Below are 23,705 nucleotides of genomic sequence, written 5' to 3' on the forward strand. Positions count from 1 at the left end.
CGTCGATCCGCCGCGGCGAGCCGGTGGCCGTCGCGGCGATCACCTCGCGGTCGGCCTGCGCCACCGCGGTCCTGGCCTCGATCCGGCGCCGCTGCTTGAGCTTCTTGAACATGTGGCCGACCGCGCGCTGCACCGCCACCGAGTCCGGATGCTCCTTTTCCAGCTGTCCGGCCTGGTCCAGTACCCGCAGACAGGTCGCGAGTTCGTCCGGATCGATCATGCTTTCGGCCATCGGTGGTACAGGCATCCTTCGGTGAGCTGGGAAATCGACCCGACCATTGTCGCAAACCCTGAGACCCGGTTACCGCGCGGTCACCTACGCGCGCAGCAGCGCCATGGTCGAGGCGGCGGTCCCCTTCAACAACTCGATGACGGCGGCCACCGTGAGATCGGTGTTCGGGTTGAGCGAGGGCGGGTGCAGCCAGCTGATCTCGTAGGTGGTCCAGCCGTCGCGGACGGCCACCGTGACGCCCGTGTTCGGGGCGTGTTCGGACTCCTTGCGCACGACGTAGGCCTCGTCACCGAGGCCGTCGATCTGCGTGACGTCATCGTCCTCGGTGAGTTCGGACTTGTTCCAGGTCTCGAAGCGGGCGGTGAATTCTGGACCGGGATCGGTCTGCTTGTGCACGGCAGCGCTGGCCTTGAGCGTGGTGTCCTTGGACCGCTCCCGGGACCCCGGCGGAGCGAGGCGAATCGTGCAGGTCATCGAGTCGACGGCGCTGTGCAGCAGGGTCTGATGGAGTGGATACTTCGGCCCCGTCGAACTCGACGGCGCCAAGACGAAGCCGGAGTTCGTGTACGGCGCCGTGTCGGTGATCGCGCACAGATTGTCGACGTAGTGATAGCCCCGCAGATCGGGCACCGGGTCGGCGTGGCGATCGCTGTCGGCGACGCCGAGCACGCCGACGATCACCAGCGTCGAGACCCCCACCACGGCACCGAGCGTACGTAGTCGGTTGCCGCCGGGCTGTTTCCAGCGCCCGAGCGGTTGCGGCGGCACCCGGCCGTCCGGGTACGGCCGCATCGGTCCGATCGGCGCCAACGGCTGATGCAGCCAGCCGGCGTTGCTGAGGCGAGGACCCTGAGCCGCCGGTCCCGTCATGGGGGCGAAAGTATCACTTCGCCGTCGGCCCCGCCGGTCGTTCGGTCAGGCCTGTTCGGCGCGCAGATCGGCCGCCTCGCCGCCGCGGCCGCAGCTGTCCGCGCGGGCGGCGAGCCGGGTGCGCAATTCGGCGGGGATCTCCGCACGGACCTCGATCAGACCGGCCCACACCACATCTGGCGTGTCCGGTGTCAGCGCGGCCAGGAATTCGTCGAGATCGTCCATCCCGCCGATCAGGTCGAGCACTCGCGCGCGGCCGTCGGCGTCCTGGGCGAGCGCGATGTCGACCAGGGTGTCGATGTTGTCGCTGCGCATGGCGGTGCGCACGGCGGCGAGCAGCTGTTCCCTGCCGAGGATGCCTAGGCACGAGGCGAGGATCGGGGTCGCGGAGTCGGGCAGCGCGTCCACCAAAGGCAGTGCCTGGGACCAGAGTTCGTGCTCGGCGGTGGTGGCGATCACCGCGCGCAGCACCTCCGGGCCACGCATGATCGGCAGTCCGGCCATCCGGCGACGGTCGGCATCGGTCATGGCGAGCGCGATCGGCAGCATGGCGTCCCACAACTTCGCCGAATCCGCCTGGGTGACAAGGTTGCCGAGTTCCTCGTCGGATTTGTCGGCCAGGCGCGCGGCCAGCACCGCGAGTTGTGCCGGTCGCAGGTGCACCGCGAGCGGCAGCAGGTCGAGCCAGAACCCTTTGTTCAGTGCGGCATTCATGATCGAGGCGAGCACCGATTCCTCCTGTACCGCGGGCCGCTCCGCGAAGACGCGCAGGCTGTCGGCGTTCATCGCGCTGGTGATCGGCAACAGCGATTCCCAGGCGTCCAGCGCCCGCACCGTCTCGATCAGGCCGTCGAGCACGTCGCCGCCGAGCCCGGCCGCGATATCGCCGAGCGTGGCCCGATTCTCCGGGCCGACGCTGTCGAGCAGGTCGAGGCCCTCGGCCCACAGATCCTGTTCGTGCGCGGCCCGGATGACGCCGGCCAGCCGGTCGGTGACCAGGCCCATCAGCCGGTCGACGGCCGACTTGTCCTCCATCAGAAAGCCGATGCGCAGCAGATCGGCGTCGCCCATCGCGGGCACCGCGGCGCGCATCGATTCCTCCGGCACCACGCCGACGAAACGACTCATGGTGACGTGATCGGCGCGGCGCACCAACTCCCGCGCCACCTCGACCACCAGCCGGGGCGGCACCGCGGCGATGATGTCGGCGGTGCGCCGCGGATCGAGCTGGATCGCGGTCTCGGCGAGGAACCGCGCGGGCAGCGCCTTGGCGATATCGACCGCGCGCGACGGTTCGACCGAGCCCGCGACGGCCGCGCACAGCACCGGACCGAACGCGCGCTCGGCGGCCTTGGCGCTGATCGCGGTCGGCACCAACTTCGTCGCGGCGGCAACGCGTTTCATGCGTGCGGCGTCACCGTCGAAGAGCAGATCGGTGGCTCGCTCGCGGAACGCCCGAATGGCTTCTGGCGAAAGCTCATTGAGGAAGTCGAGCTGCGCCGGATCGGAAATATCGAGCAGGCGGGCGAGTTTCGTGGTCTCGGCCCGGGCCATCAGTGGGGTACTCATAAACCGAGCGCTCTTTTCACGGTCGGCCGCATCAGCCGGGGAATGAGCTGGAGCGAGGATTCGACCGCCGCGCCGAGGCGTTCGCCGCGGGCGGCCACCGCGTTGCGCAGCAGGCGGTCGAGTTCATTGAGGTCGGAGTCGGTGAGCCGGTCGAATTCATCGGGCAGTGGTGCGCCGAGGGTTCGGCTCAGGGCTGCGTCCGGCATGAGATCTCCGTATCGGTGTCGAGTTGTCGAAAGGGGCGGGTCAGCTGCTGCGCGGGGTGATCGCCGCCCGATCGGCGCGCATGTCGTCCACGAAGTTGGCGATCGCCTCGGCGACCAGCAGCGGCTCGGTGACCGGCAGCCAGTGATCGGCCGGGACCGCACAGCGCCACAGCCGGTCGACCCAGCGGGTCGAGGTGTCGTAGAGGGCGGCGGGCACGAACGGGTCGGTGCTGTCGACGAGCAACTGCACCGGCACCGCGGTGCGTCGCACCCGCGGGCGGCGCAGATGATGCAGCAGGTTGGCCTGCGCGATCCGCCCGCCCGCCAGCAGATCCGTGCGCCAGGTGCGCGCGATCCGGGCGGGCACGGGGGAGAGCCCACCAAGCCGTTCCAGCAGCAGCGTGCGGACGCGCGGCGGGTAGAGCCTGCGCGCCACCGGCACCGGGCTGAGCGTTCCGCGGGCATTGCGCAACCACCAGCCGAGGTCGCCGGCCCTCAGCTTGGCTTGCGGTACAACGGCCCGCAGCCACAGGCCGAGGTGGTCGAGGTTGGGGCCGGAAATGGCGGTGAACGAGGCGATTCGGGTGTTCGCCCGCGAATCGCACACGGCCTCCCACAGTTGCACCGCACCCCAGCCGTGCCCGCAGGTGTGCACCGGTCGCTTCGGGCTCGCCGCGTCGATCACCGCGTAGAAGTCGGCCGCGAGCCGGTCGAGCCGGAAGTCTTCGAGCAGCGCGGGGCTGGTCGAGCGGCCGTGGCCGCGCACGTCGTAGGTGATCACCCGGAAGCCGTCGGTGAGCAGGGCGGCCACCGTGGCCCACACGCGGTGGGTGTCGGTGAGGCCGTGCACCAGGACCAAGGGCAAGGCGGCGGGGTCGCCCCATTCGAAGACCGCGAGTTCGGTGCCGTCAGCGGTCACCGTCCACTGCCGGTCCGGGCGGGGGGTGTCGGTGTCGAGCAGGTTGGTCATGTCGTTGCCTCGTTCGGTGCGAGCGGCCGGCCGTGCACGCAGTTCGTCGGTGGGGTGGCTCGATACCGGCACCCCGTACCGCTAGTACGTTTTCCGATACTGACAGTACGAAGAAAACCCCGGCAACGGGAGATCTAGCCACAGACTATGGCGTAGCTCACGCTGATTACCGTACCGGCGGTACGTGTATGCTGCGGTCGTGCCCCGTCCCAGCGTTCGTTCGTCGACGACCTCCCGCGCGGAGATCGTCGACGCCGCGATCCGGGTGATCGACCGGGACGGACCGCGGCCGAGCATGGACGACATCGCCAGGGAAGCGGGCATCACCAAGCCCCGCCTGTATCGGCAGTTCGCCGACAAGGCCGATCTCTACACTGAGATCGGCAACCGGATGGCCAAGGCCGCCGCGGCCGCCGCGGGCAACGATCTGACGCTCATGCTGCAACCGCCGCGAACCGCGTTGCGGCGGGTGCTCACCGGATACGCCGACAGCATTCTCCAGCATCCCAACGTTTTTCGCTTCCTGGGCCAAGCGCAGGTGACCCAGCAGGCCGACGGCACCGTGCTGCAATTCGATCTCGGCCGCGCGGCCTCGGACCGTTTCGCCAGGCAAGCCCGCGACATCGCTGAGTCCATCCCGATCGACACAGCGGGCGTCGACTATCTGTCCCGCGCGGTGGTCGGCGTGGTCGTCGCGATCACCGACCTGTGGCTGGCCGACTCGGTCGTGCCGCACCCGGACCGGACCGCCGAATTCATCGATCAGGCCACCGAATTCGTCTGGGGCCTGATCGACGGCTTCCTGCGCAGGCAGGGCATTTCCGCCGATCCGGAGACGCCGATCTTCACCTCGCTCGCCGCCGTGAATCAGGCGCAACAGCCCGCAAGCTGACCGTTTCCCGGTAACCCATCGCACCGGTCGGCTCGACGCGTGCCCGCTTTGTTGACACACCGCCAATAGTGCGAGAATCTGATGGCGAGGGACCGGCACCGAGGCCGGAGAGCAGCGAGCAAAGGATCCGATGATGGCACGCGCCGCATGGAGTGACGACGAGGTCGAGGCGGTACGCGACCTGGCGAAGGCGTTCTTCGAGAAGGAGGTCGTCCCGCACGAGGAGAAGTTCGTCGCGCAGGGCCACCCCGACCGCGCGCTGTACAACCGGGCCGGCGAGCTCGGCCTGCTGTGCACCGCTATTCCCACCGAATTCGGCGGTGGCGGCGGCACCTTCGCGCACGAGGCCGCGATCATCGAGGAACAATCCCGGGCGGGTGACGGCTCGATGGGCATGCCGGTGCACACCTCGATCATCGCGCCGTACCTGAAGGAATTCGGTTCCGCGGAACTGAAGCAGCGGGTGCTGCCCAAGGCGGCCAGCGGTGAAATGGTGCTCTCGATCGGGATGACGGAACCGGGTACCGGCTCCGACCTGCAGAACATCAAGACCCGCGCGATCCGCGAGGGCGACGAGTACGTCATCACCGGCTCGAAGATCTTCATCACCAACGGCTGGCTCTGCGACGGCATCATCATCGCCGCCAAGACCGACCCGACCAAGGGCGCCTCCGGCGTCTCGCTGATCTTCGCCGACGTCTCCGACGACACCCCCGGCTTCAAACGCGGCCGCATCCTGAACAAGATCGGCGGCAAGGCCCAGGACACGGCCGAGCTGTTCTTCGACGGACTGCGCGTGCCGGCTTCGAACCTGCTCGGCGAGTCCGAGGGCCTCGGTTTCTATCAGATGATGCAGATGCTGGCCCAGGAACGCCTGGTCACCGGCATCATCGCGGTCGTGATGATGGAGCAGGCCGTGCAGCTGACCATCGAGTACACCAAGGGCCGCGAGGCCTTCGGCAAGCCGCTGTTCGCGATGCAGAACACCAAGTTCGAGCTCGCCGAGTGCGCCACCATCGCGAAGGTCAGCCGCACTTTCCTCGACGACTGCATCGTCAAGCATCTGCGCGGCGAACTCGACATTCCGACCGCGGCGATGTCGAAGTACTGGCTCACCGACCAGCTGGGTATCGTGGTGGACCGCTGCCTGCAACTGTTCGGCGGCTACGGCTACATGACGGAGTATCCGATTTCGCAGCTCTACACCGGCGCCCGCGTCCTGCGCATCCTCGCGGGTAGCAACGAGGTGATGAAGGATCTCATTGCCCGGTCTCTCTGATACGACGAGCGATCCCACCGCTCGCCGGGGCGATACCGACGCTGCCGCGCTGCCGCGCCGGCGTCGGCTCGAACCCGACGAGCGGCGGGCCCAGATCCTGGCCTGCGCGATCGACATGTTCGGCGAGCGGCCCTACGCGGCCGTGTCCACGGCCGAGCTGGCCCAGCGCGCCGGGGTGGCCCGCGGGTTGATCAACCATTACTTCGGCAACAAGCGCGACCTCTATCTCGCGGTGGTGCGCCGCATGGTCACGCTGCCCAAGTTGGACGACATGATCGTGCCCACCGGCACCGAGCGTGAGCGCGTCGAGGCAAGTGTGCACTGGCTGCTGGATACCATCGCCGAGCACGGCAGCACGTGGGTGAAGGTGACCAGCCACGAGGGCGTCGGCGACGATCCCGAAGTGCAGCAGATCCTCGATCAGGCCGACGACGCGGCCGCCGAGCGACTGCTGCTCATGGTCGGGCTGGCCGATTCGGCACGCAGTGCGGCATTGCGCGCGATGGTCCGCGCGTATGGCGGGCTGGTGAAAGTCGCGGGGCGCGAATGGATCACCCGCGGCACCCTCACCCGCCCGCAGGTGCACGAGCTGCTCGCCGACATGCTGATGACTCTGGTCACCGAGTCGCTGCCGAAGGTGGACCGCCGGCACTGAGCGCGCGGCGGTCCGTATCCGTCAGGACCGGATACATCCGGCCGGACTTCGACACAGGGTCTAGCTGAGTGGCTCCGGGGCCGCCTCGCCGGGAGCGACTGGTTCCATGCTGTAGCGCACCGGCCGTCGATGCCCCGGCGCGTGGCCGAGCCTGCCGTACTTGCGTTCGAGCACCTCCTCGCGCCGATGCTCGACCAGCAGCGCGCCGACACCGAGGATCCACAGCGCGGCCGTCGCGATCGCGCCGATCTGCGTCCAATCGCTGAAGCCGTAACCTGCGGCGGTGAGGGTGCAGGCCAGCGCGACCATGCCGAGCGCGCAGAGAATGAGACCGGGAACGTTGTAATTGTCGCCGAGTAGATCGCCGGCCTGGGCGTGCCACGGCCGGTTTTCGCGGTCGTCGGGGGTGGTGCTACCGAACATGGTTCCTCCTGGGGAGTCAGCGCAAGATCAGTGACACTTTCCGATCAGCATGAACCTCGAATGGCAAAACAGCCAGCAATTGGACGTTTCAGATGATGTCGCGCCGCCGTGCCCCTATTGTGGGTCGGGATATCGGGGCGGGTCCGGGCAGTCCGAGGTTCCTGCACGGTGGTTGTGTGGAGAGGGACCTGGCATGGCACGGGCGGATCGCCGTGAAAGTGAACGTTGGCCTGCGGCAGCGCAGGATGACAGGTGGCCGGCGGCCGAGGAAGAGCAGTGGGTCGAGCCGGAGCCCGAGGAGCGTTGGCAGGAGGCGCCGCGGCGCCGGACCGGCCGGTTGCGGGTGGAGATTCCGCCCATTGTGAATCCCTATGCGATCGTCGCGCTGGTGGCCGCGCTGATCGGATTGTTTCCGGTCGCCATCGTTTTCGGGTTCATCGCGTTCTCGCATCCGCGCGGCCGGGTGATGGCGATGTTCGCGCTGCTGATCGGTGTCGCGGAAGTGACCGCCGTCGCGGGGCTGGTGGTGCTGTCGGGAAACATGCTGCCGGACTCGCTGACTCGCGCGGACCGGCTGCCGACTACGGCGAGCCTGTCGGCGCCGTCGACCGCCGATCGACTACCCCCGCCGACCACCTCCGTCGCGCCGAGCACGGCAGCGACCACCACGGGTACGAGCACGACCGAGCCGAGCAACCTGAAAAAGGGTGCGTCGTGCACGGAGAGTCAGGTCGGCCAGATCGGCAGCGGCGCCGAGGGCGGCACGCTCATCTGTCTACTCAGTTCGGGCAGCTATCGGTGGTCGGGCCCGTTCGTGGTGTCGACGGCGATCCAGCAGGCCGGGGGCAAATGCGATGGCAGCACCGCGAAGACGGGCCGCACCGCGGATGGGCGCGCGCTGGTCTGTGAGCTCTCGGGCCGCAGCGGCACCTGGGTGCTCTGGACCGAGTAGCGCTCTACGCCTCTTTCTTGGCACGACTCGGCTGAACGCGGGGCGGTTCGTTCGGCATCTTCGGATACTGCGGTGGCCATGGCGCGTCCATGAGACCCGAGGCCAGATCGCGTTCCGACATTTCCAGTAGTGGGGCAATCGATTGCGGTGTGCGGTCGGCCCACGGATCGCCCTTGTCGGCCAGCCGCGCGGGCACGGTGGCGATGGTCAGCTCGTCCGGAACGACGGTGTCCAATTCGGACCAGTCGATCGGGGTGGAGACCTGCCCGCCGACCTTCGGGCGCACACACCACGCCCCGAACACCGTCTTGTGCGGGGCGTTCTGATTGAAGTCGACGAACACGCGGTTGCCGCGCTCCTCTTTCCACCACTGCGCGGTGATCTCCTCGGGATGGCGGCGCTCCAGCTCCCTGGCCAGCGCGACGGAGGCGGCCCGCACCTGGTATCCATCCCAATTCGGTTCCAGCGCAACATAAATGTGCAGGCCGCGCGAGCCCGACGTCTTGATCCGTGACTCGATGCCCAACTCCGCGAACAACTCTCGGGTGAGCACGGCGGCGTGCTTGAGATCGTCGAAGGTGATGCCGGGGGAGGGATCGAGGTCGATGCGAAGTTCGTCGGCGATCTTCAGGTTGTCCGCCCGGTTGGGCCACACGTGAAAACCGAGGCAGCCCTGGTTAACCGCCCACAGAATGTGCGCGAGATCGTGCGCGACGAGCGCGTCGGCGGTGGTGCCGTTCGGCGTGGACACCTCGACGGTGTGCAGCCACTTCGGCGCGGTTTTCGGCACCCGCTTCTGAAACCACGACTTACCGGACGCGCCGTCGGGATAACGCTCCAGCAGCAACGGACGCCCGCCGACCACATTCAGGAACGGTTCGGCCACCGCCTGGTAGTAATGCACGAGATCGAGTTTCGTCTCGCCCCGCTTGGTGAAATACACCTTGTCGGGATTGCTGATGGTGACTGTCTGGCCGTCCAGCTCGATATCGACCGACTCGGTCATGACTTCGCCTCGCTATCGGCTTTCGCGGGCGCTGCGCCGTCGCCCTTTGCCGGGACCTCGGTGAAGATCGCACTCAATTCGGCGGGCGGTGCCTCATCGAGCTGGGCGTAGGTGCACGATTTCGGCGTGCGGTCGGCCCGGAAGCGGACCAGCCTGCCGCCGTGGCGCAGCCGCCCGGACTGCACGTGTTCGTAGCGGACCTCGGCGACCAGTTCGGTGCGCAGCGCCTCCCAGGACAGGTCCTTGCCGCCGGTCCAGCGGCTCACCCCGCCCGGCATCTTGCCGTCGGCCCTGGCCTGCGCCGCGGCATCGGCCCATTCCCGCCACGGATGGTTTTCCAGGGCGTTCTCGCGCAGCGGTGCCAGTTCCTCGACCAGTTCCTTGCGCCGCGCGGCCGTGAAGCTGCTCGCGACGCCGACGTGGTTGAGATTGCCCTCGTCGTCGAACAGGCCGAGCAGCAGCGAACCGACGCCCTCGCCGTCCTTGTGCCAGCGGAATCCGGCGACCACACAGTCGGCGGTGCGTTCATGTTTGACCTTGAGCATCACCCGCTTGTCCTGCAGGTAGGTGAGGTCATTGCCCTTGACCATCACCCCGTCGAAGCCGGCGCCCTCGAAACGGGTGAACCAGTCCTCGGCGACGTCGGGATCCTGGGTGATCGGTGTGAGGTGCACGCGTGCGAGCGCGGTGTCCAAGATCGTTTCCAGCAGCCGCCTGCGTTCGGCGAACGGTTCCTCGGTCAGGTCCTTGTCGCCGAGGGCGAGCAGGTCGAAGGCGACGAAGCTGGCCGGGGTCTCCACGGCCAGTTTGTTGACCCGTGAGGCGGCCGGGTGCAGCCGATTCTGCAGGGTGTCGAAGTCGAGGCCCTGCTCGGTGACCACCACGATCTCGCCGTCGACGACGCACCGATCCGGCAGCGCCTGCTTCAGCAGCTCGGCGACCTCGGGGAAATACCTGGTGAGCGGGCGATCGTTGCGTGAGCCGAGCTCCACCTCGTCTCCGTCGCGGAACACGATGCAGCGGAATCCGTCCCATTTGGGCTCGTAACTCAACCCCGCTTCGCGTGGCACGCCGGACGTGGTTTTGGCCAGCATCGGCTTGACGGGCGGCATGACCGGCAGGTCCACGCGATCCTCCTCGGGTTCGTTGCTCACCCGTACCGACGCCGCGATCGTGCGAAATTCATCGGTGCGGGCAGTGGCCTCGCCGATGATCGTATGCGCCGCATCCGACAAGATCATCGAACGCGCGGATGCGGCGGTACACCTCTCAGCTGTCCAACCATCCATGCTGCTCGGCGAAGACGGTGAGCCGATCGCGGATGGTGAGAATCTCACCCGCGGTGAGCGCGGGGCTCGCGTCGAGCAGCAGCTCGGTGATCAGTCGTTTGTGTTCGCTCGCGTTCAGCTGGCCCGAGTTCGACCGATGTTTGGATTTGTGCGGCGCGGGCGGCGGGCCCGGCTGACCGGCCACCACAGTCAGATTGACGGCCTTCGGCCCACGATCACCCTCTGTCATGTCGAATTCGAACACCCGACCCTGGCGCAACTCGTCTTCGTCCAGACCGATGTCGTTGACGTGCACGAATACGTCCGGCCCGCCATCTTCCGGTCGAATGAAACCGAATCCCCGAGAGCTGTCGAACGACACCAATTTCCCGATGGACACCAACACCCGCTCCTCGCCGCGCCGTCGCTACCCGGCCACCTTAGCCCGCGTTTTCGCTGTCGTTGGTTGAAAGCGCCTTTTGTAATGAATTGAAAACGGTGAGGCCCTGGCCGACCATTCCGTTGACGAGTTCGCTCACTCCGTCCGGCCCGTTGAGCACGGTCAGATTCGCGTTCGCCAATCCGTTCGACGCCTGCTTGACGATTTCCGGAAGTTGTTCGATCAACAACTGGTCCAACGCGATCCGGTTGTTCGACGCGGCCGCGGCGGCCTGGATCCTGGTGCGGTCGGCCTCCGCCTCGGCCAGGATGCGCACCCGTTCCGCCTCGGCCTGAGCGGGTTTCACCACTTCCGTCTGCAACTGCTGCTCGCGGAGCTCGGCTTCCTTGCGCGCCTGGATGGCTTGTGCGGTAAGCACTTCCTGCATCGCCATCGCCTCGGCGAGCGGACCCGACTGTGCCGCTTCGGCATTCGCCTTGTCGATGTCGCGCTGGTACTGCGCGCGCAGGATCGCGGTCTCGCGCTGGTACTCCGCCTGCCTGCGCAGCGACTCCTGCTCGGCCTGCGCGGAGAGCTGCGCCGCCTGCGATTGCGCGATCTGCGCGTCGCGCTGGACGGAGGCGTTGTGCGGCGCGGCCAGCGCCTGGATGTAGCCGAGGTTGCCATCGTCGATGGACTGGATCTGGAAGGAGTCCACCCAGAGCCCGATATTGCCCATCTCCACCTTGGAGGCCACGAGCACTTCATCGGCCAGCTTCTGGCGTTCCCGGATGATCTCCTCGACCGTCATCGAGCCGACGATCGAGCGCAGGTGGCCGGAGAAGATGCGGCCGGTGAGCACCGACATCTCCTTCTCCTGTTCGGACAGGAAGCGTTGCGCCGCATTGACGATCGAGGTGGTGTCGTTGGCGACCTTGAACGCGATCACCGCACGGACCTCGAGCTGGATCGCCTGCTTGGTGACGCAGCGCTCCTTGATCTCGGCCTCGAACATGGCCAGCGAAAGGTAGCTGACCTTGCGGAACAGTGGAATCACCCAGCTGCCGCGGCCGATCACCACCTTGAACGGCGCGTTGTCCTTGCTCTTGGCGCCGCTGATCAGCATCGCCTCGTCCGGGTTGGGTACGTGGTAACCCAGCACGGTTGTCTCCCTTACTGTTTCAGAACTGCTTCAGAATGGTCGGGTCGGTTCCGGCGTCAGCGGAATCCACGGCACCACATCGAGGATGCGTCCCGGATTCACCTCGATGACCAGCACGGTCGCGCCCGCCGGAATCGGCTCGGCGGCGCGTGCGATGTACAGCTCTGTCCCCCCTCGAATTGCTATCAGTACCTCTCCGAGCAAGCCCGCACCCCGGATCGGCGATGTGAGCGTACCCGTCAAACCGACCACCGGGTCGCTCATCGCACCGATCTCCTCCCGCTGGCAACCAGACCGCCACACTACGTCCCGCACAGCACGTTTCGGTATCCGAACGGAGACGGCGACCGTGACGCGATCGTTGTCACGCCGGAATGCCCAGGTTGCGGGTGTGTGATCGCCGTCGATAGCCCACGGGTATGTTGCTTGCATGGGAGGACGGCTCGCGTTGGTTGTCGGGTCCGAGTGTGCGGCGCTGGGGGAACTGGGGTTCACCGGCGAACTCGCCAACGGGTTGTACGCGAGCTTGACCGAGGTCGGTGGTTGGCGCTCGGCCACGGAGCTGGACGGGCCGGTGCTGGATCCGACTGCGGGGCAACTGGCGACGGTGATGGATGCGGCGTTCGCGGAGGCCGGGGAACGGCAGGCGACCTTGTTGCTCGCGTTCATCGGCCACGGCGTGGCGACCAGCGCCGAGGATTTCTATCTGCTCGCGCATGACTCGCCCGCAGTACCCAACTCGCGCAACGCCTTTCACCTCACCCAGGAGATCAGGGAACGGCTGAACCAGTCGGCGCTGGACGGCCTGGTGGTGCTGGTCGATGCCTGCGAGACCGGGCAGGGCGTGATCGGTGCGGCGCGCCGGTGGACCGATCTGCTGGCCCAGTCGGCAGGGCGGATGGAGATGCTGGTCGCGGCCGGCGAGGGGCCCGCCTTTTCCGGCTGTTTCACCCGAACGATGCTGTCCACGTTCGACATCGGGCTGCCGCTGCGTGGCGAGAATCTGCTGCCCGCCGATCTGGTCGATCCGATCGCCGGGACCTGCGTTCATCAACAGCCGCAGTATCTTTCGTTCACCTCGGGTTCGGTGTCGGTGGCGCAGACCGCGGATCCGGGGCTCTGGCTGGTGCCCAATACCGCGCGACATCGGGATGCCGTAAGTGGGCGCTCGGCAGCGGGATTCGTCGATCAGCTCACCCGCGGACTGCTGGTGACGCCGGATGTTCGTGAGCATCTCGACGCGATCGTGGACGCGGGCAGTCATCGCCTACGCGTGGTGATCGGCCCAGCCGGTGCGGGTAAGTCCACCTTGCTGGCCATGCTGATTCGACCGAGCCTGGTCGAAGGGCTCGCGGTGACGCCCGAATACGTCACCGCCGCAGTCTTTCTCACCGCCGCGAGCTCGATCGAGGCGGTCGCGGCCGAGCTGGCGGCGCAGCTGACCGCGCGACTGCCCGGATTCGCGGAGGCGGCGCAGACGGTGCGCGCGCACCGGGCCAGGGACGAGTTCGACATCTTCGACCTGACGGTGCGGCACCCGCTGGCGCGACTGTCGACCGCGGGCAGGCGGGTCACGCTGGTGCTGGACGGGTTGAACCAACCGCAGGAAGGCACCCGGCGGTTGCTCGCCTCCGCCATCGCCGATCTGACCAGGCGCGACGATCTGCGGCACGTGCGGGTCATCGTCGGCATCCGGGACGGGACGGGGGTCGAGCACTCGCCGAAGCTGGCGCACATGCACCGGATCGAGGTGGGCGAACCCGCCGCCGACGACATCGCCACCGTGGTCGGGTCCGCGCGCGGCAGCGGGGCACCCGCAGACCCGGCGGACTGGGTGAACTGGATTCAGTCGTTGCTGGTCGAGACGCCGATGGCCGTCGGGGACGGGGCGCATGTGGTTTCCGGCGGCTGGCTGCTGGCTCGGATGTTGGCGGAGGTGGCGTCGAGCATTACCGACGGTGCGGTCGCCGCCGGTATCGGGTTCGACCGCATTGTCGCCTTGCGCGTCGAAGGGGCGCTGCGCGGCATGTCCGCCGAAACCACCGGTGCGGCAGGCACTTTCATCAGTGTGCTGGTCGCTGCCGGGGTCGGGCCGGTACTGCCGATCGAGCTGCTCGATGCCGCGATGACGGCGCTCGGCGTGGACTTCCACATCGCCCGGATCCGGGATATGACGGTAGCTTTGGGCGCGCTGGTGACGCGCAGCCGGCCGGGTACCCCGCGCGAGTCGCTCGGCGTGACGCACAGCGCCCTGCTGCCCGGACTGCGCAACGAGTGCAGGCTGCTCGGCGCGGAACTCGAGGACGCGCATCGGGCCATCGTGGCCGCGATCAAGGAGAGCACCAGCGACCGCGCCGCCGACTACGCGCGCGGCTCGGCCGTGCGGCACTGCCTCGCCTATCGGGATTCCGCCAGCGCCCTGCACTTCCTGGAACTGCTGGAGACCGCGCGATCCGCGGACAACCGCGATCTCTGGGCGGCCTGGGTGCCCGCCTTCATCGAGACGCTCGGCCCCGACCATCCAGATACCCTGACCACCCGCAGTCGCGAGGCCTACCACCGCGCCGAGAGCGGCGATCTGGTCGGCGCCATTACCGCCTTCGAGCTGCTGCTGGCCGACCGCCTGCGCATTCTCGGCCCGGATCACCCCAAAGCCCTTGGCACGCGCGCGAACCTGGCCACCTACCGGGCCCGCTGCGGCGATTACATGGGCGCCCGCGCCGAGTACAAGCGGCTGTTCAGCGACCAGCGCCGCCTGCTCGGCCCCGATCATCCCGACACTCTGCGCACGCGAAACGACCTGGCGTCCAACCGCGCCGACCTGGGCGACCTCGTCGGCGCCATCGCCGATTTCGAAGAACTACGCGCCGACCGCTCCCGGGTATTGGGTCCCGAGCACCCGCAAACCCTGAAGACCCGCAACAGCCTGGCCTACTGGCGCGCCGAGACCGGCGACTTCCCCGGTGCCCGAGCCGATTTCGAGCAGATACTCGACGACTGCCAGCGTGTCTTCGGCCCCGACCGCCCCGCCACCCTGGCCGCGCGAAACAGCCTGGCCGCCTTCCGCGCTCGCAGCGGCGACCTGGCCGGCGCGGGCGCCGAGTTCAAACACCTGCTCGCCGACCGTCTCCGCGTGCTGGGCCCCGACCACCCCGACACCCTCACCACCCGAAGCTCCTTGGCGAGTTACCGTGCCGACGCCGGTGACCTCCCCGGCGCGATCGCCGATTTCGCCCGCCTGCTCGCCGACCGGCTGCGTGTGCTCGGCCCCGACCACCCCGACACCTTCGCCACCCGCAATGAACTGGCCGCCCGCCAAGCCCAGAACGGTGACATCGCCGGCGCCGTCGCCGAACTCGAAGTCCTCCTTGTCGCCGAACTCCGCGCCCTGGGCCCCACCCACGCCGCCACCATCCGCACCCAAACCACCCTCGCCTACTGGCGCGAGCAGCTCGGGCGGTGATTCCCGCTGATCCGCACCGACTCTCGGGATCCGCACCGCTGGGGGCACCCCCGAGTGGGTGCGGGTCCCGAGAGCCAGTGCAGGTTTCCGCATAGCGCGCACGGTATGTTCCCTGGCATGGGAGGACGGCTTGCGCTGGTGGTGGGGTCGGAGTGTGCGGCGTTGGGGGAGCTGGGGTTCACGGATCGGCTGGCTGCTGATCTGTATGCGCGGCTGCGGGAGTCGGGCGGGTGGGGGAGTGCGACGGAGGTCGACGGGCCGGTGCTCGATCCGACTGCGGGGGAACTGGTTACGGCGATCGATGCGGCGTTCGACCGGGCTTCGGAGCAGCGGGCGACGCTGTTGGTCGCGTTCATCGGGCATGGGACGGCTACCAATTCGGGGGACTTCTATCTGATGGCGCGCGATTCGCCGGTAGTGCCGCGGTCGGACAACGCGTTTCATTTGACGCAGGGGATCAGGGAGCGGCTCAATACTTCTGCGCTGGACGGGTTGATCGTGTTGGTCGACGCGTGTGAGACCGAGCAGGGGGTGCGGGGTGCCGCACGGTTGTGGACCGGGCCGCTGGCGCGGTCGGCGGGGCGGATGGAGTTGCTGGTGGCGGCGGGGGACGGGCCTGCTTATGCGGGATGTTTCACTCGCACAATGCTTTCCACCTTCGGTGCCGGACTGCCGCTGCGTGGCGAGAATCTGCTGCCGTACGACCTGGTCGATCCGGTCGCGCGCGGTTGTGCCCTGCAACAGCCGTTGCACTTGTCGTTCACCGCGGGCACGGTGTCCACGAGTCCCGGTGGTGATGCCGGATTGTGGTTGGTACCCAACGCGGCTCGGCGCAGAGACGCGCTCACCGGTCGGCCCGCGGCCGGTGTCGTCGACCAGTTGACCCGCCGATTGCTGTTCACCGACACAATGCGTGAGTGCCTCGCCGACGTGATCGACGCGGGTGGCCAGCGGTTGCGCGCGGTGGTCGGTCCGCCGGGCGCAGGCAAGTCGACCCTGATGGCGCTGCTGATCCGGCCCAGCGTGGTCGATGGTCTGGCCATCGCGCCCGAATATGTCACTGCGGCAGTCTTTCTCACGGCGAGCAGCTCGCTCGAATCGGTGGCCGAGGAGTTGTCTGCTCAGCTGGCGGAGCGAGTTCCGGGGTACGTCGAAGCACTGCGCGCCGCTCAGGAACATGCCGAAGCTGCTGAATCGGATGTTTTCGACATCTGTGTCCGGCGGCCGCTGGCCGCGGTATCGAGGCCGGGTAGCCGGATCACGCTCGTGCTGGACGGCCTCGATCAGCCGGAAGCGGGCAGCCGAAAACTGTTGGTAGCGGCGGTCGCCGAGCTCACCGGTTGCGATGATCTGCGGCATGTCCGCGTCATCGCCGCGATCCGGAAGGGATCCGGCACCGACCGGCACCCGGCCCTCGCCCACATGCATCGCGTCGCGCTGCCCGAGCCGACCGCCGCCGACATTGCCGCCCTCGTGCAGGCCGGGTGGCGTGAGCTCGTTCCGGTTGCCCCGACCAGTTCGACCGACGCGCCCACTGGACTCGGTGCGCCTGCGAAGTCGCCGAGCGGCACAGTGCCCACACCCCAAGGGCTGCCGCCCTGGCTCGAAGAGACAAGCAGTTCGGACGACGGCCCGGTTTGGGGTACACCGCAGCCGGACATTGCCGAGGACGAAGACGAGGCCGTCAGGGCGCCGGAAGCCGGGGGCTGGCTGCTGGCTCGGTTGCAAAGCGAAGTCCTGCCGTCGTTGAGCGGGCGCTCGGTGTCGGTCGGCACCGAACTGGAAGCCGTTGTGGCCCAGCGAGTTCGCACCGCGATGTACACGGCCGGATCCGCTGCGGCCGGCTCGATCGGTCCGATGCTCGCCATCCTCGTGGCGGCCGGGGCAGGCCCGGTGTTACCCATCGAGCTGCTCGAGAGCGCGATGTCGTCGTTCCGTGAAGACATCACGTCGGTCCGTATCCGCGATATCACGGTCAGCCTGGGCGCGTTGCTCACGCGCAGCAACCCGGGCACCACGCAGGAGTCCCTCGGCATCGCCCACAACGCACTGCTGCCTGCGCTGACAGCTCAGTTCGAGTGGTTCGACGTGGCGATGAAAGACGCGCACCGCGCGATCATCGCGGCCACGATGCGGTGCGCCAGCGCCCGAGCTGTCGAGTACGCCCGTGGATCGACGGCCCGCCACTATCTCGAATGCGGAGACAGCGGCCGAGCGCTGGCCTACCTCACCACCCTCGAGACGCCGCGCGCCGCCGACAACCGCGATCTGTGGGCCGCGTGGTTGCCGTCGATCGAGGCAGTGGTCGGTGCGGTGCATCCTGATGCGTTGCAGGCGCGGGAGTATCTGGCGCTGCGGCGGGCGGAGAGCGGCGATCTGCCCGGTGCGATCGCCGAGTACACGCGCCTGCTCGATGACCAGCTCACGATCCTCGGCCCGGACCATCCGAACACTTTCACGACACGCCATCACCTGGCCGTGTGCCGTGGTGAGTCCGGTGATGCGGCGGACGCCGCGGCAGAGTTGACCCGGGTCCTCGCCGACCGGCGCCGAGTGCTCGGCGCAGACCACGCGGCGACCTTGGCTACGCGGAACAGACTCATTTCACTTAAGGCGCTGCGGGGCGACCTGTCCGGCGCCATCGCCGAGGCGCGGCAATTGCTGGACGATCAGCGTCGCATCCTGGGCTCCGATCACCCCGACACCATGGCAACCCGTAGCAACCTCGCGGGATATCTCAGCCAGAACGGGGACTCGGCGGGCGCCATAACGGAGCTGTCGGAGCTACTCACGGATCAGCGCGAGGTGCTGGGGCCCGACGACAGCCGGGTGCGGCTCACCCGCGCGAAACTCGCTACTGTGCGAGCGCGCGATGGCGACATCGCCGGGGCGATCGCGGCGGCCGAAACCGTGCTGGCCGAACAACTTCGCCTGCACGGACCCGACGACCCGAGCGTGCTGCGGACGCGCACGAACCTCGCGGCCTATCGCGCACAGGCCGGCGACCTGGCGCGTGCGACGGCCGAGCTGGAAGACGTGGTGGCCGACCGGATGCGGGTGCAGGGCCGGGGTCATCGCGAAACCCTCTACAGCAGAGGCAATCTCGCGTCGCTCCGGGCACGCGGTGGCGACTCGGCCGGTGCGATCGCGGAGGCCGAGCGGGTCCTCGCCGATCAGCTGCGCGTCCTGGGCCCGGACCACCCCGACGTGCTGGTCACGCGCACCAATCTTGTGTCGTATCGGGAGCGGTCGGGCGACGTGCAGCGCGCTGTGCACGACGCCGAGCAACTGCTCGCCGACCGCCTCCGGGTACTCGGCCCTGACCATCCGGACACGCTGCTCACCCGCAACAACCTCGCCGCCTATCGCGCGCACGCCGGCGATATCGCGGGCGCGGTAGCCGACTTCGCGCGCCTGCTCACCGACCGGGAGCGGGTGTTGGGCGCTGATCATCGGGACACCGAGGTGACCCGAAATCACCTGGCGCACTGGCGCTCCCGACTCCGTGAATAGCCGGCGCTGCAGACTCCGTGAATGTCCGGCGCTCCCGAATTCGGGACTAGTGGGCACTCCCGACTTCGCGAGTAGTGGGCGTCAGTGGAACTAGGTGTCGATGGGCAGCGTCAGCTCACAAGCTCGGGGTTGTCGTGCCCGTGTCGGTGCGCCCGCCAACACAACGCAGCCGTCTTCGCGGGGACATGCCATCGATGCGAGCGGCGTAGTTACCGCAGCTCGCGCGCGAGCCGGGTTCGCGCCGACCGCCACGTAGTAGTTTCCGGCGGCGCGGGCCGTGCGATGTGAGCGGCGTAGTCACAGTAGATCCCGCGCGAATCGGGTCGCGCCGACCGCCATGTAGCTGCCGGTGAGGGCGGTCATGGCGACGGCGGTTGGGCGGGGGACGTCGCCGCGAGCAACATGGGCGGCCCCGTGCGTGGTGTCGATGATGTCGACCATCAGGGCGATGCGTTGCCAGCGCGGCCGTTCCTCGGCGGGGGCCGTGAGGTAGCCGACGCCGAGCGCGATGGCCCGTGCACCGAAGATGCGGGTCATGTAGGTGAGCTCAGGCGTCGAGCGGATGCCGAAGGCGGCGCTCAGTTTTCGTGGCAGGGCGATGGCCGCGGCGCCCAAGACGATTCGACCGACGGCCAGGCCGCGTAGTGGACCGGCCAGCGGTGAGCAGGTCGGCGTGGTGTTCGTTGCCATGCACACGAGGGTCCCCGAAAGACCATGCGGGGTCGATTACCTGGGAGGTAATCGACCCCTGGTCGGACCGCTACGAAGTCCACTTCCCGCGCACGCCCGCGAATACCTGCGCCGCCGGATCCGCGGTGATCTTGTCGGAATCGGTGTCGTAGTCGTACAACTCGGCGTACCGCCCCCAGTCGATGGCGATGTCGAGTTGCCTGCGCGCGTCTTCCGGACCGAACCCGCGGCGGAGCAGGTCGAGGAAGAACCCGGCGCGGAGGTTACCGTCCGCGCTACCGGCCAGACCTTTGCAGATGGTGCGGACCAAAGGCGCGCGGTGCCGGGCCTGTTCGGCGAAGATGCGCTTGCTCTCCTGGATGTCGGCGGTGGTGAAGCGGGAGCCGATGTCGGTGAGCAGCACGTCGCCGTCCTCGACGGTGATCAGGCCGAGCATCTCGGCGGCGTCGACCAGCGGCAGCAGGTCGTCGATCTCGAAGTTGAGTTCGTCGGCGATGTCGGGCAGGTCGGCGCGGCCACCGTTGGCGTAGACGAGCTCGACCAGACCGGCCAGCCCACCGACGGACGCGTCGGGCAGCGGCTGCGCGGTCGGCGTGGCCTTATCCGGTTCGGCGACAACGGGTTCGGTGTCACGCCCGGTGAGCAGGCCGTAGATCTGATCGACCATGGCCTCGAACCACGGTGCGCGCCGATCACGCGGGCGCGGTTGCGACACTTGAATTTCGGCGATGATGCGACCTGGATTGGACCCGAGGACGAGCACGCGGTCGGCCAGCTGCACGGCCTCCTCGATGTTGTGGGTGACGACGCAGATCGCCTTGGTCGGGAAACCCTCGGTGGCCCAGAGGTTCACCAACTCGGTGCGCAGGTTCTCCGCGGTGAGCACGTCGAGCGCCGAGAACGGCTCGTCCATCAGCAGCAGATCCGGTTCGAGCACGAGCGCACGGGCGAAGCCGACGCGCTGGCGCATCCCGCCGGAAAGTTCCTTGGGATAGGCGGATTCGAAGCCGTCCAGGCCGATCATGTCGATGGCGGCGAGCGCGCGCTGCTGCCGCTCGGCGGGCGGCACGTTGCGCGCGGCCAGGCCGAGCTCGACATTGTCCTGCACGGTGAGCCACGGCATCAGTGCGAACGACTGGAACACCAGCGCGGCACCGGGATTGCTGCCGTTGAGCGGTGTGCCGCGGTAGGTCACCTCGCCGTCGGACGGCGCGATGAGCCCGGCGATGATGCGCAGCAGCGTGGACTTGCCGGAGCCGGACCGGCCGAGCAGGGCGACGATCTCGCCGCTGCGCAGTTGCAGATCGATGCCGTCGAGCACCCGCAACTCGTCGCCTGCGGCGCCGATGAATCGCTTGCCGACGCCCGAGATGTCCAGCAGCACAGCGCGGTCGGCCTCGGTGGTGGTCACGGTCATGATCGATCTCCCGTCGAACTAGTGGAGCGGTAGCCGGTGGTCACAGCGAGTACCGCCGTTCGGCCAGTGCGTATAGCCGCCGCCAGAACAGCCGGTTGATGCCGACCACATAGATGCTCATGACCAGCACGCCGATCAGGATCCGTGGTGCGTCACCGACTTTCGTTGCCTCGTGGATGTAGGAGCCGAGCCCGGCCGCGACCAGCGTGGTGGACCCATAGTCGACGACCTCCGAGACGATGGACGCGTTCCACGCGCCACCGGCCGCGGTGATCCCGCCGGTCACATAGCTGGGGAAGATGGCGGGCAGAATCAGCCTGCGCCACCACACTGTTCGCGGTAGTTGCAGGTTGGCCGCGGCTTCGCGCAGATCGGTCGGCACCGCGCTCGCGCCCGCGATGACGTTGAACAGGATGTACCACTGCGCGCCGAGCGCCATCAGGATGGTGCCCGCCCAGTTCAGGCTGGCCCCGCTCCACACGAGCACCGCGGTGATGAAGGGGAACAGGAAGTTGGCCGGGAAGCTGGCCAGCACCTGCACCACCGGCTGCGCGAGCCGGGACACCCTGGGGTTCAACCCGATCCACACGCCGATGGGCACCCAGATCACGGTGGCGAACACCAGCAGTACCACGACCCGGAGCAAGGTGAGGAAGCCGAGCCCGAACGCGTGCCCGACTTCGCCGAAGCCTGCGGTGGATTCGATGTAACCGATCACGCGATACCCGCCGTAGGCGACTGCCGCGCCGACCACCACGGCGAACGCCAGATCACCGGCCTTGCGCCGCACCGGCGAGGCGTGCAGCGGGTACTCGGCGAGCCCGAACACGCTCATCAGCCGATCCAACGGCGCTACGAGCGGACCGAGTACCTTGCCGAGCAACAGCGGAATGTGCGAGCGCCGCAACAGATTCAGCACGACACTGCGCGGCGCCTCGGCGGCGCCGGTGTCCTCCACCCGGAACCGCTCGGCCCATGCCGTGAGCGGACGCCAGAACAGGAAGTTCACCCCGACTACCATCACGATCATCACCCCGATCGCGATGAACACCTTGCTCAGATCGCCGTCGCCGGTGGCCGTCGCAACATAGGACCCGATACCGGGCAGCGCGTATTCATGGTTGTTCACGCTGATCGCCTCGGACGCGACCAGGAAGAACCAGCCGCCGCCGAAGCTCATCATCCCGTTCCAGACCAGCGGGATCATGCCGCTCGGCACGTCGACCCGCCAGAACCGTTGCCAGCGGGACAGTCTCAGGTTGCGCGCGGCCTCGTCGAGCTCGCGCGGCTGCGCGGCCAGACTGTGGTAGAACGCGAACGCCATGTTCCAGGCCTGCGAGGTGAAGATCGCGAAGATGGCGGCGCTTTCGAGACCGAGCTCGGAGCCGGGGAACAGCGCGATGAACCCGGCGACGGTGATCGACAGGAACCCCAGGATCGGCACCGACTGCAGGATGTCGAGCAGCGGAAGCAGGACCGTGCGGGCCCGCCGCAGCCGTGCCGCGGCGGTCGCGTAGACGAAGGTGAACAGGATCGACAGCCCGAGCGCGGCGAACATCCGCAGCAGCGAGCGCGCCGCGTAGTAGGGCAGCTGTCCGGGATCGGTGGAGACGGTGGCGGGCGCGGCGGCCTGGTCGAACGGCACGTTCGCGCTCGCCGACACCCGCACGACCAACCAGATCAGCACCGCGGCTCCGACGAACACCACGACATCGGCGAACCGGTTGCGCGGCCGGTCCAGCGCGGTGCCCGCCGGGTAGGAACGAAGCAGCGTCATGCCTGCACCTCGCTAGCGCTCGGCTCCGGCATGCCACTAGGCGCTGCGTCCATGATTCGCTCGCTGCGCTCGCTCATGCCTGCGGCCCCTTCACATCCGAGGTCGCGATGTGCCACCCGACGCTGGTCACCGACGGTTCCAGGCTGAGCCTGCTCACCGCCGTCTCCATCTGCCGGTCGTCGCGCTGGTCACCGAACAGTTCGGCCCGCACCTCGACCCGGCCCGGCGTGCCGGTGTTCGCGCTGGAGATCGAGATCAACTGGAAGTCGGTGCGGGTCAAGGCCTGCACCAGCAGGGCACGCACATGGGCTTCGTTGTCGTCGTTGGTGACCGCGACGAACTCGTAGGACGCAGGCTGTTCGTGTCCGGCCTCCGGCTGCTTGTCGACCGCGCGCCCCGCCGCCCGCAGCGCGACATTGACCACGATCACCGCGACCGTTCCCGCGGCCGCGGTACTGAACATGCCCGCCCCGGCGAGGGCGCCGACCGCCGCCGCACACCAGAGCGTGGCCGCGGTATTGAGGCCGCGCACATTGAGCCCGTCGCGGATGATCACGCCCGCGCCGAGGAAACCGATGCCCGACACGATCTGGGCAGCCACCCGGGTCGGGTCGGCGGTGCCGCCGGAGAAGCCGTGCGCCGACAACAGCACGAACAGTGTGGCGCCCGCGGCGACGAGCGCGTTGGTGCGCAGGCCCGCCATCCGGGCCCGGTACTGCCGCTCGAAGCCGATGGCGGCGCCGAGGCCGACGCCGGCGAGCAGCCGGAGGATCATTTCCACTGTTGTCATGACCGCACTCCCTGAACAATCGTCAGCGCACCGTCGAGACCAGCAGGTTACGGGGTATTTCCCGAAACGAAATCGGCTGATGAGGTGTCACCGGGTGAATATTTGGCTAACGGGGGATACGGACTATTACCGCCGGGCATCCGGCTCACCTCCTTCGTCCATCAGCGCACGACGATATGCCGGGCTTCACGT

Annotated in this window: 20 protein-coding genes and 1 pseudogene; 6 read left to right on the top strand and 15 right to left on the bottom strand. The window is 68.0% G+C overall.

The genetic code is table 11. The features are described 5' to 3' along the window. The 5 genes and pseudogenes from NN4_RS29850 to NN4_RS29870 form a co-directional block, all read right to left on the bottom strand. Positions 1-232: pseudogene (locus NN4_RS29850) on the bottom strand (short-chain dehydrogenase); the annotation flags it as partial. An 84-nt stretch (positions 233-316) separates the two neighbouring features. Next, positions 317-1,102, bottom strand: a complete 786-nt coding sequence (locus NN4_RS29855) for a hypothetical protein (RefSeq protein WP_147138547.1) — start codon at positions 1,100-1,102, stop codon at positions 317-319. 45 nt (positions 1,103-1,147) lie between these two features. Continuing rightward, a complete protein-coding gene (locus NN4_RS29860; RefSeq protein WP_147138549.1) occupies positions 1,148-2,671 on the bottom strand; it encodes a hypothetical protein in 1,524 nt (507 codons plus the stop codon). Next, positions 2,668-2,877 carry a hypothetical protein gene (locus tag NN4_RS29865; RefSeq protein ID WP_147138551.1) on the bottom strand — a complete coding sequence of 70 codons (210 nt, stop codon included), beginning with the start codon at positions 2,875-2,877 and terminating at the stop codon, positions 2,668-2,670. The genes NN4_RS29860 and NN4_RS29865 overlap by 4 nt, the downstream gene beginning before the upstream one ends. 40 nt (positions 2,878-2,917) lie before the next feature. Beyond that, positions 2,918-3,847: an alpha/beta fold hydrolase gene (locus NN4_RS29870; protein ID WP_147138553.1), complete on the bottom strand. Its 930-nt coding sequence runs from the start codon at positions 3,845-3,847 to the stop codon at positions 2,918-2,920. A 199-nt stretch (positions 3,848-4,046) separates the two neighbouring features. Here NN4_RS29870 and NN4_RS29875 point away from each other — a divergent pair, with 199 nt between their 5' ends. From NN4_RS29875 to NN4_RS29885, 3 genes are all read left to right on the top strand, one after another. Further along, positions 4,047-4,739 carry a TetR/AcrR family transcriptional regulator gene (locus tag NN4_RS29875; protein WP_246181159.1) on the top strand — a complete coding sequence of 231 codons (693 nt, stop codon included), beginning with the start codon at positions 4,047-4,049 and terminating at the stop codon, positions 4,737-4,739. A gap of 133 nt (positions 4,740-4,872) precedes the next feature. Beyond that, positions 4,873-6,018, top strand: coding sequence for an acyl-CoA dehydrogenase family protein (locus NN4_RS29880; RefSeq protein ID WP_147138555.1), 1,146 nt, complete (start codon positions 4,873-4,875; stop codon positions 6,016-6,018). Then, positions 6,002-6,673 carry a TetR/AcrR family transcriptional regulator gene (locus tag NN4_RS29885; protein WP_135237221.1) on the top strand — a complete coding sequence of 224 codons (672 nt, stop codon included), beginning with the start codon at positions 6,002-6,004 and terminating at the stop codon, positions 6,671-6,673. Before NN4_RS29880 ends, NN4_RS29885 begins: the two co-directional genes overlap by 17 nt. Positions 6,674-6,733: 60 nt before the next feature. Here the strand turns inward: NN4_RS29885 and NN4_RS29890 are convergent, their stop codons facing one another. Next, positions 6,734-7,096 carry a hypothetical protein gene (locus NN4_RS29890; RefSeq protein WP_147138557.1) on the bottom strand — a complete coding sequence of 121 codons (363 nt, stop codon included), beginning with the start codon at positions 7,094-7,096 and terminating at the stop codon, positions 6,734-6,736. A gap of 193 nt (positions 7,097-7,289) precedes the next feature. Here NN4_RS29890 and NN4_RS29895 point away from each other — a divergent pair, with 193 nt between their 5' ends. Continuing rightward, positions 7,290-8,048, top strand: coding sequence for a DUF4190 domain-containing protein (locus NN4_RS29895; protein WP_147138558.1), 759 nt, complete (start codon positions 7,290-7,292; stop codon positions 8,046-8,048). Positions 8,049-8,052: 4 nt separating this feature from the next. On the opposite strand, the gene ligD is transcribed toward NN4_RS29895, so the two are convergent. The 5 genes from ligD to NN4_RS29920 form a co-directional block, all read right to left on the bottom strand. After that, positions 8,053-9,054 carry a non-homologous end-joining DNA ligase gene (gene ligD, locus NN4_RS29900; RefSeq protein WP_147138560.1) on the bottom strand — a complete coding sequence of 334 codons (1,002 nt, stop codon included), beginning with the start codon at positions 9,052-9,054 and terminating at the stop codon, positions 8,053-8,055. After that, the gene (locus NN4_RS29905; protein ID WP_186818704.1) at positions 9,051-10,181 is read right to left on the bottom strand and encodes an ATP-dependent DNA ligase; all 1,131 of its coding nucleotides are present in this window, start codon (positions 10,179-10,181) and stop codon (positions 9,051-9,053) included. The genes ligD and NN4_RS29905 overlap by 4 nt, the downstream gene beginning before the upstream one ends. A gap of 142 nt (positions 10,182-10,323) precedes the next feature. Further along, positions 10,324-10,722, bottom strand: coding sequence for a cold-shock protein (locus NN4_RS29910; RefSeq protein WP_371865768.1), 399 nt, complete (start codon positions 10,720-10,722; stop codon positions 10,324-10,326). A 40-nt stretch (positions 10,723-10,762) separates the two neighbouring features. Next, positions 10,763-11,863 carry an SPFH domain-containing protein gene (locus NN4_RS29915; RefSeq protein ID WP_135237226.1) on the bottom strand — a complete coding sequence of 367 codons (1,101 nt, stop codon included), beginning with the start codon at positions 11,861-11,863 and terminating at the stop codon, positions 10,763-10,765. A 30-nt stretch (positions 11,864-11,893) separates the two neighbouring features. Beyond that, on the bottom strand, positions 11,894-12,127 hold the full coding sequence (locus NN4_RS29920; protein WP_135237227.1) for an NfeD C-terminal domain-containing protein: 234 nt from the start codon (positions 12,125-12,127) through the stop codon (positions 11,894-11,896). A 166-nt stretch (positions 12,128-12,293) separates the two neighbouring features. On the opposite strand from NN4_RS29920, the gene NN4_RS29925 reads away from it, so the two are divergent. Together NN4_RS29925 and NN4_RS29930 are read left to right on the top strand one after the other, a co-directional pair. Beyond that, positions 12,294-15,326, top strand: a complete 3,033-nt coding sequence (locus NN4_RS29925) for a tetratricopeptide repeat protein (protein WP_147138561.1) — start codon at positions 12,294-12,296, stop codon at positions 15,324-15,326. A 117-nt stretch (positions 15,327-15,443) separates the two neighbouring features. Beyond that, positions 15,444-18,839 carry a tetratricopeptide repeat protein gene (locus NN4_RS29930; RefSeq protein ID WP_186818701.1) on the top strand — a complete coding sequence of 1,132 codons (3,396 nt, stop codon included), beginning with the start codon at positions 15,444-15,446 and terminating at the stop codon, positions 18,837-18,839. 297 nt (positions 18,840-19,136) lie between these two features. On the opposite strand, the gene NN4_RS29935 is transcribed toward NN4_RS29930, so the two are convergent. The 4 genes from NN4_RS29935 to NN4_RS29950 form a co-directional block, all read right to left on the bottom strand. Further along, positions 19,137-19,529: a hypothetical protein gene (locus NN4_RS29935; RefSeq protein WP_147138565.1), complete on the bottom strand. Its 393-nt coding sequence runs from the start codon at positions 19,527-19,529 to the stop codon at positions 19,137-19,139. Positions 19,530-19,599: 70 nt separating this feature from the next. Continuing rightward, positions 19,600-20,946 (bottom strand): ABC transporter ATP-binding protein, encoded by a 1,347-nt coding sequence (locus tag NN4_RS29940; RefSeq protein ID WP_147138567.1) that lies wholly within the window; start codon positions 20,944-20,946, stop codon positions 19,600-19,602. Between the two features lie 40 nt (positions 20,947-20,986). Further along, positions 20,987-22,723 (bottom strand): ABC transporter permease, encoded by a 1,737-nt coding sequence (locus NN4_RS29945; RefSeq protein WP_147138569.1) that lies wholly within the window; start codon positions 22,721-22,723, stop codon positions 20,987-20,989. A 73-nt stretch (positions 22,724-22,796) separates the two neighbouring features. Then, positions 22,797-23,513 (bottom strand): MgtC/SapB family protein, encoded by a 717-nt coding sequence (locus NN4_RS29950; RefSeq protein WP_107656505.1) that lies wholly within the window; start codon positions 23,511-23,513, stop codon positions 22,797-22,799. Between the last annotated feature and the right edge of the window lie 192 nt (positions 23,514-23,705).

Origin of the sequence: Nocardia ninae NBRC 108245, from assembly GCF_007990755.1 — a bacterium.
Classification (GTDB): Bacteria; Actinomycetota; Actinomycetes; order Mycobacteriales; family Mycobacteriaceae; genus Nocardia; species Nocardia ninae.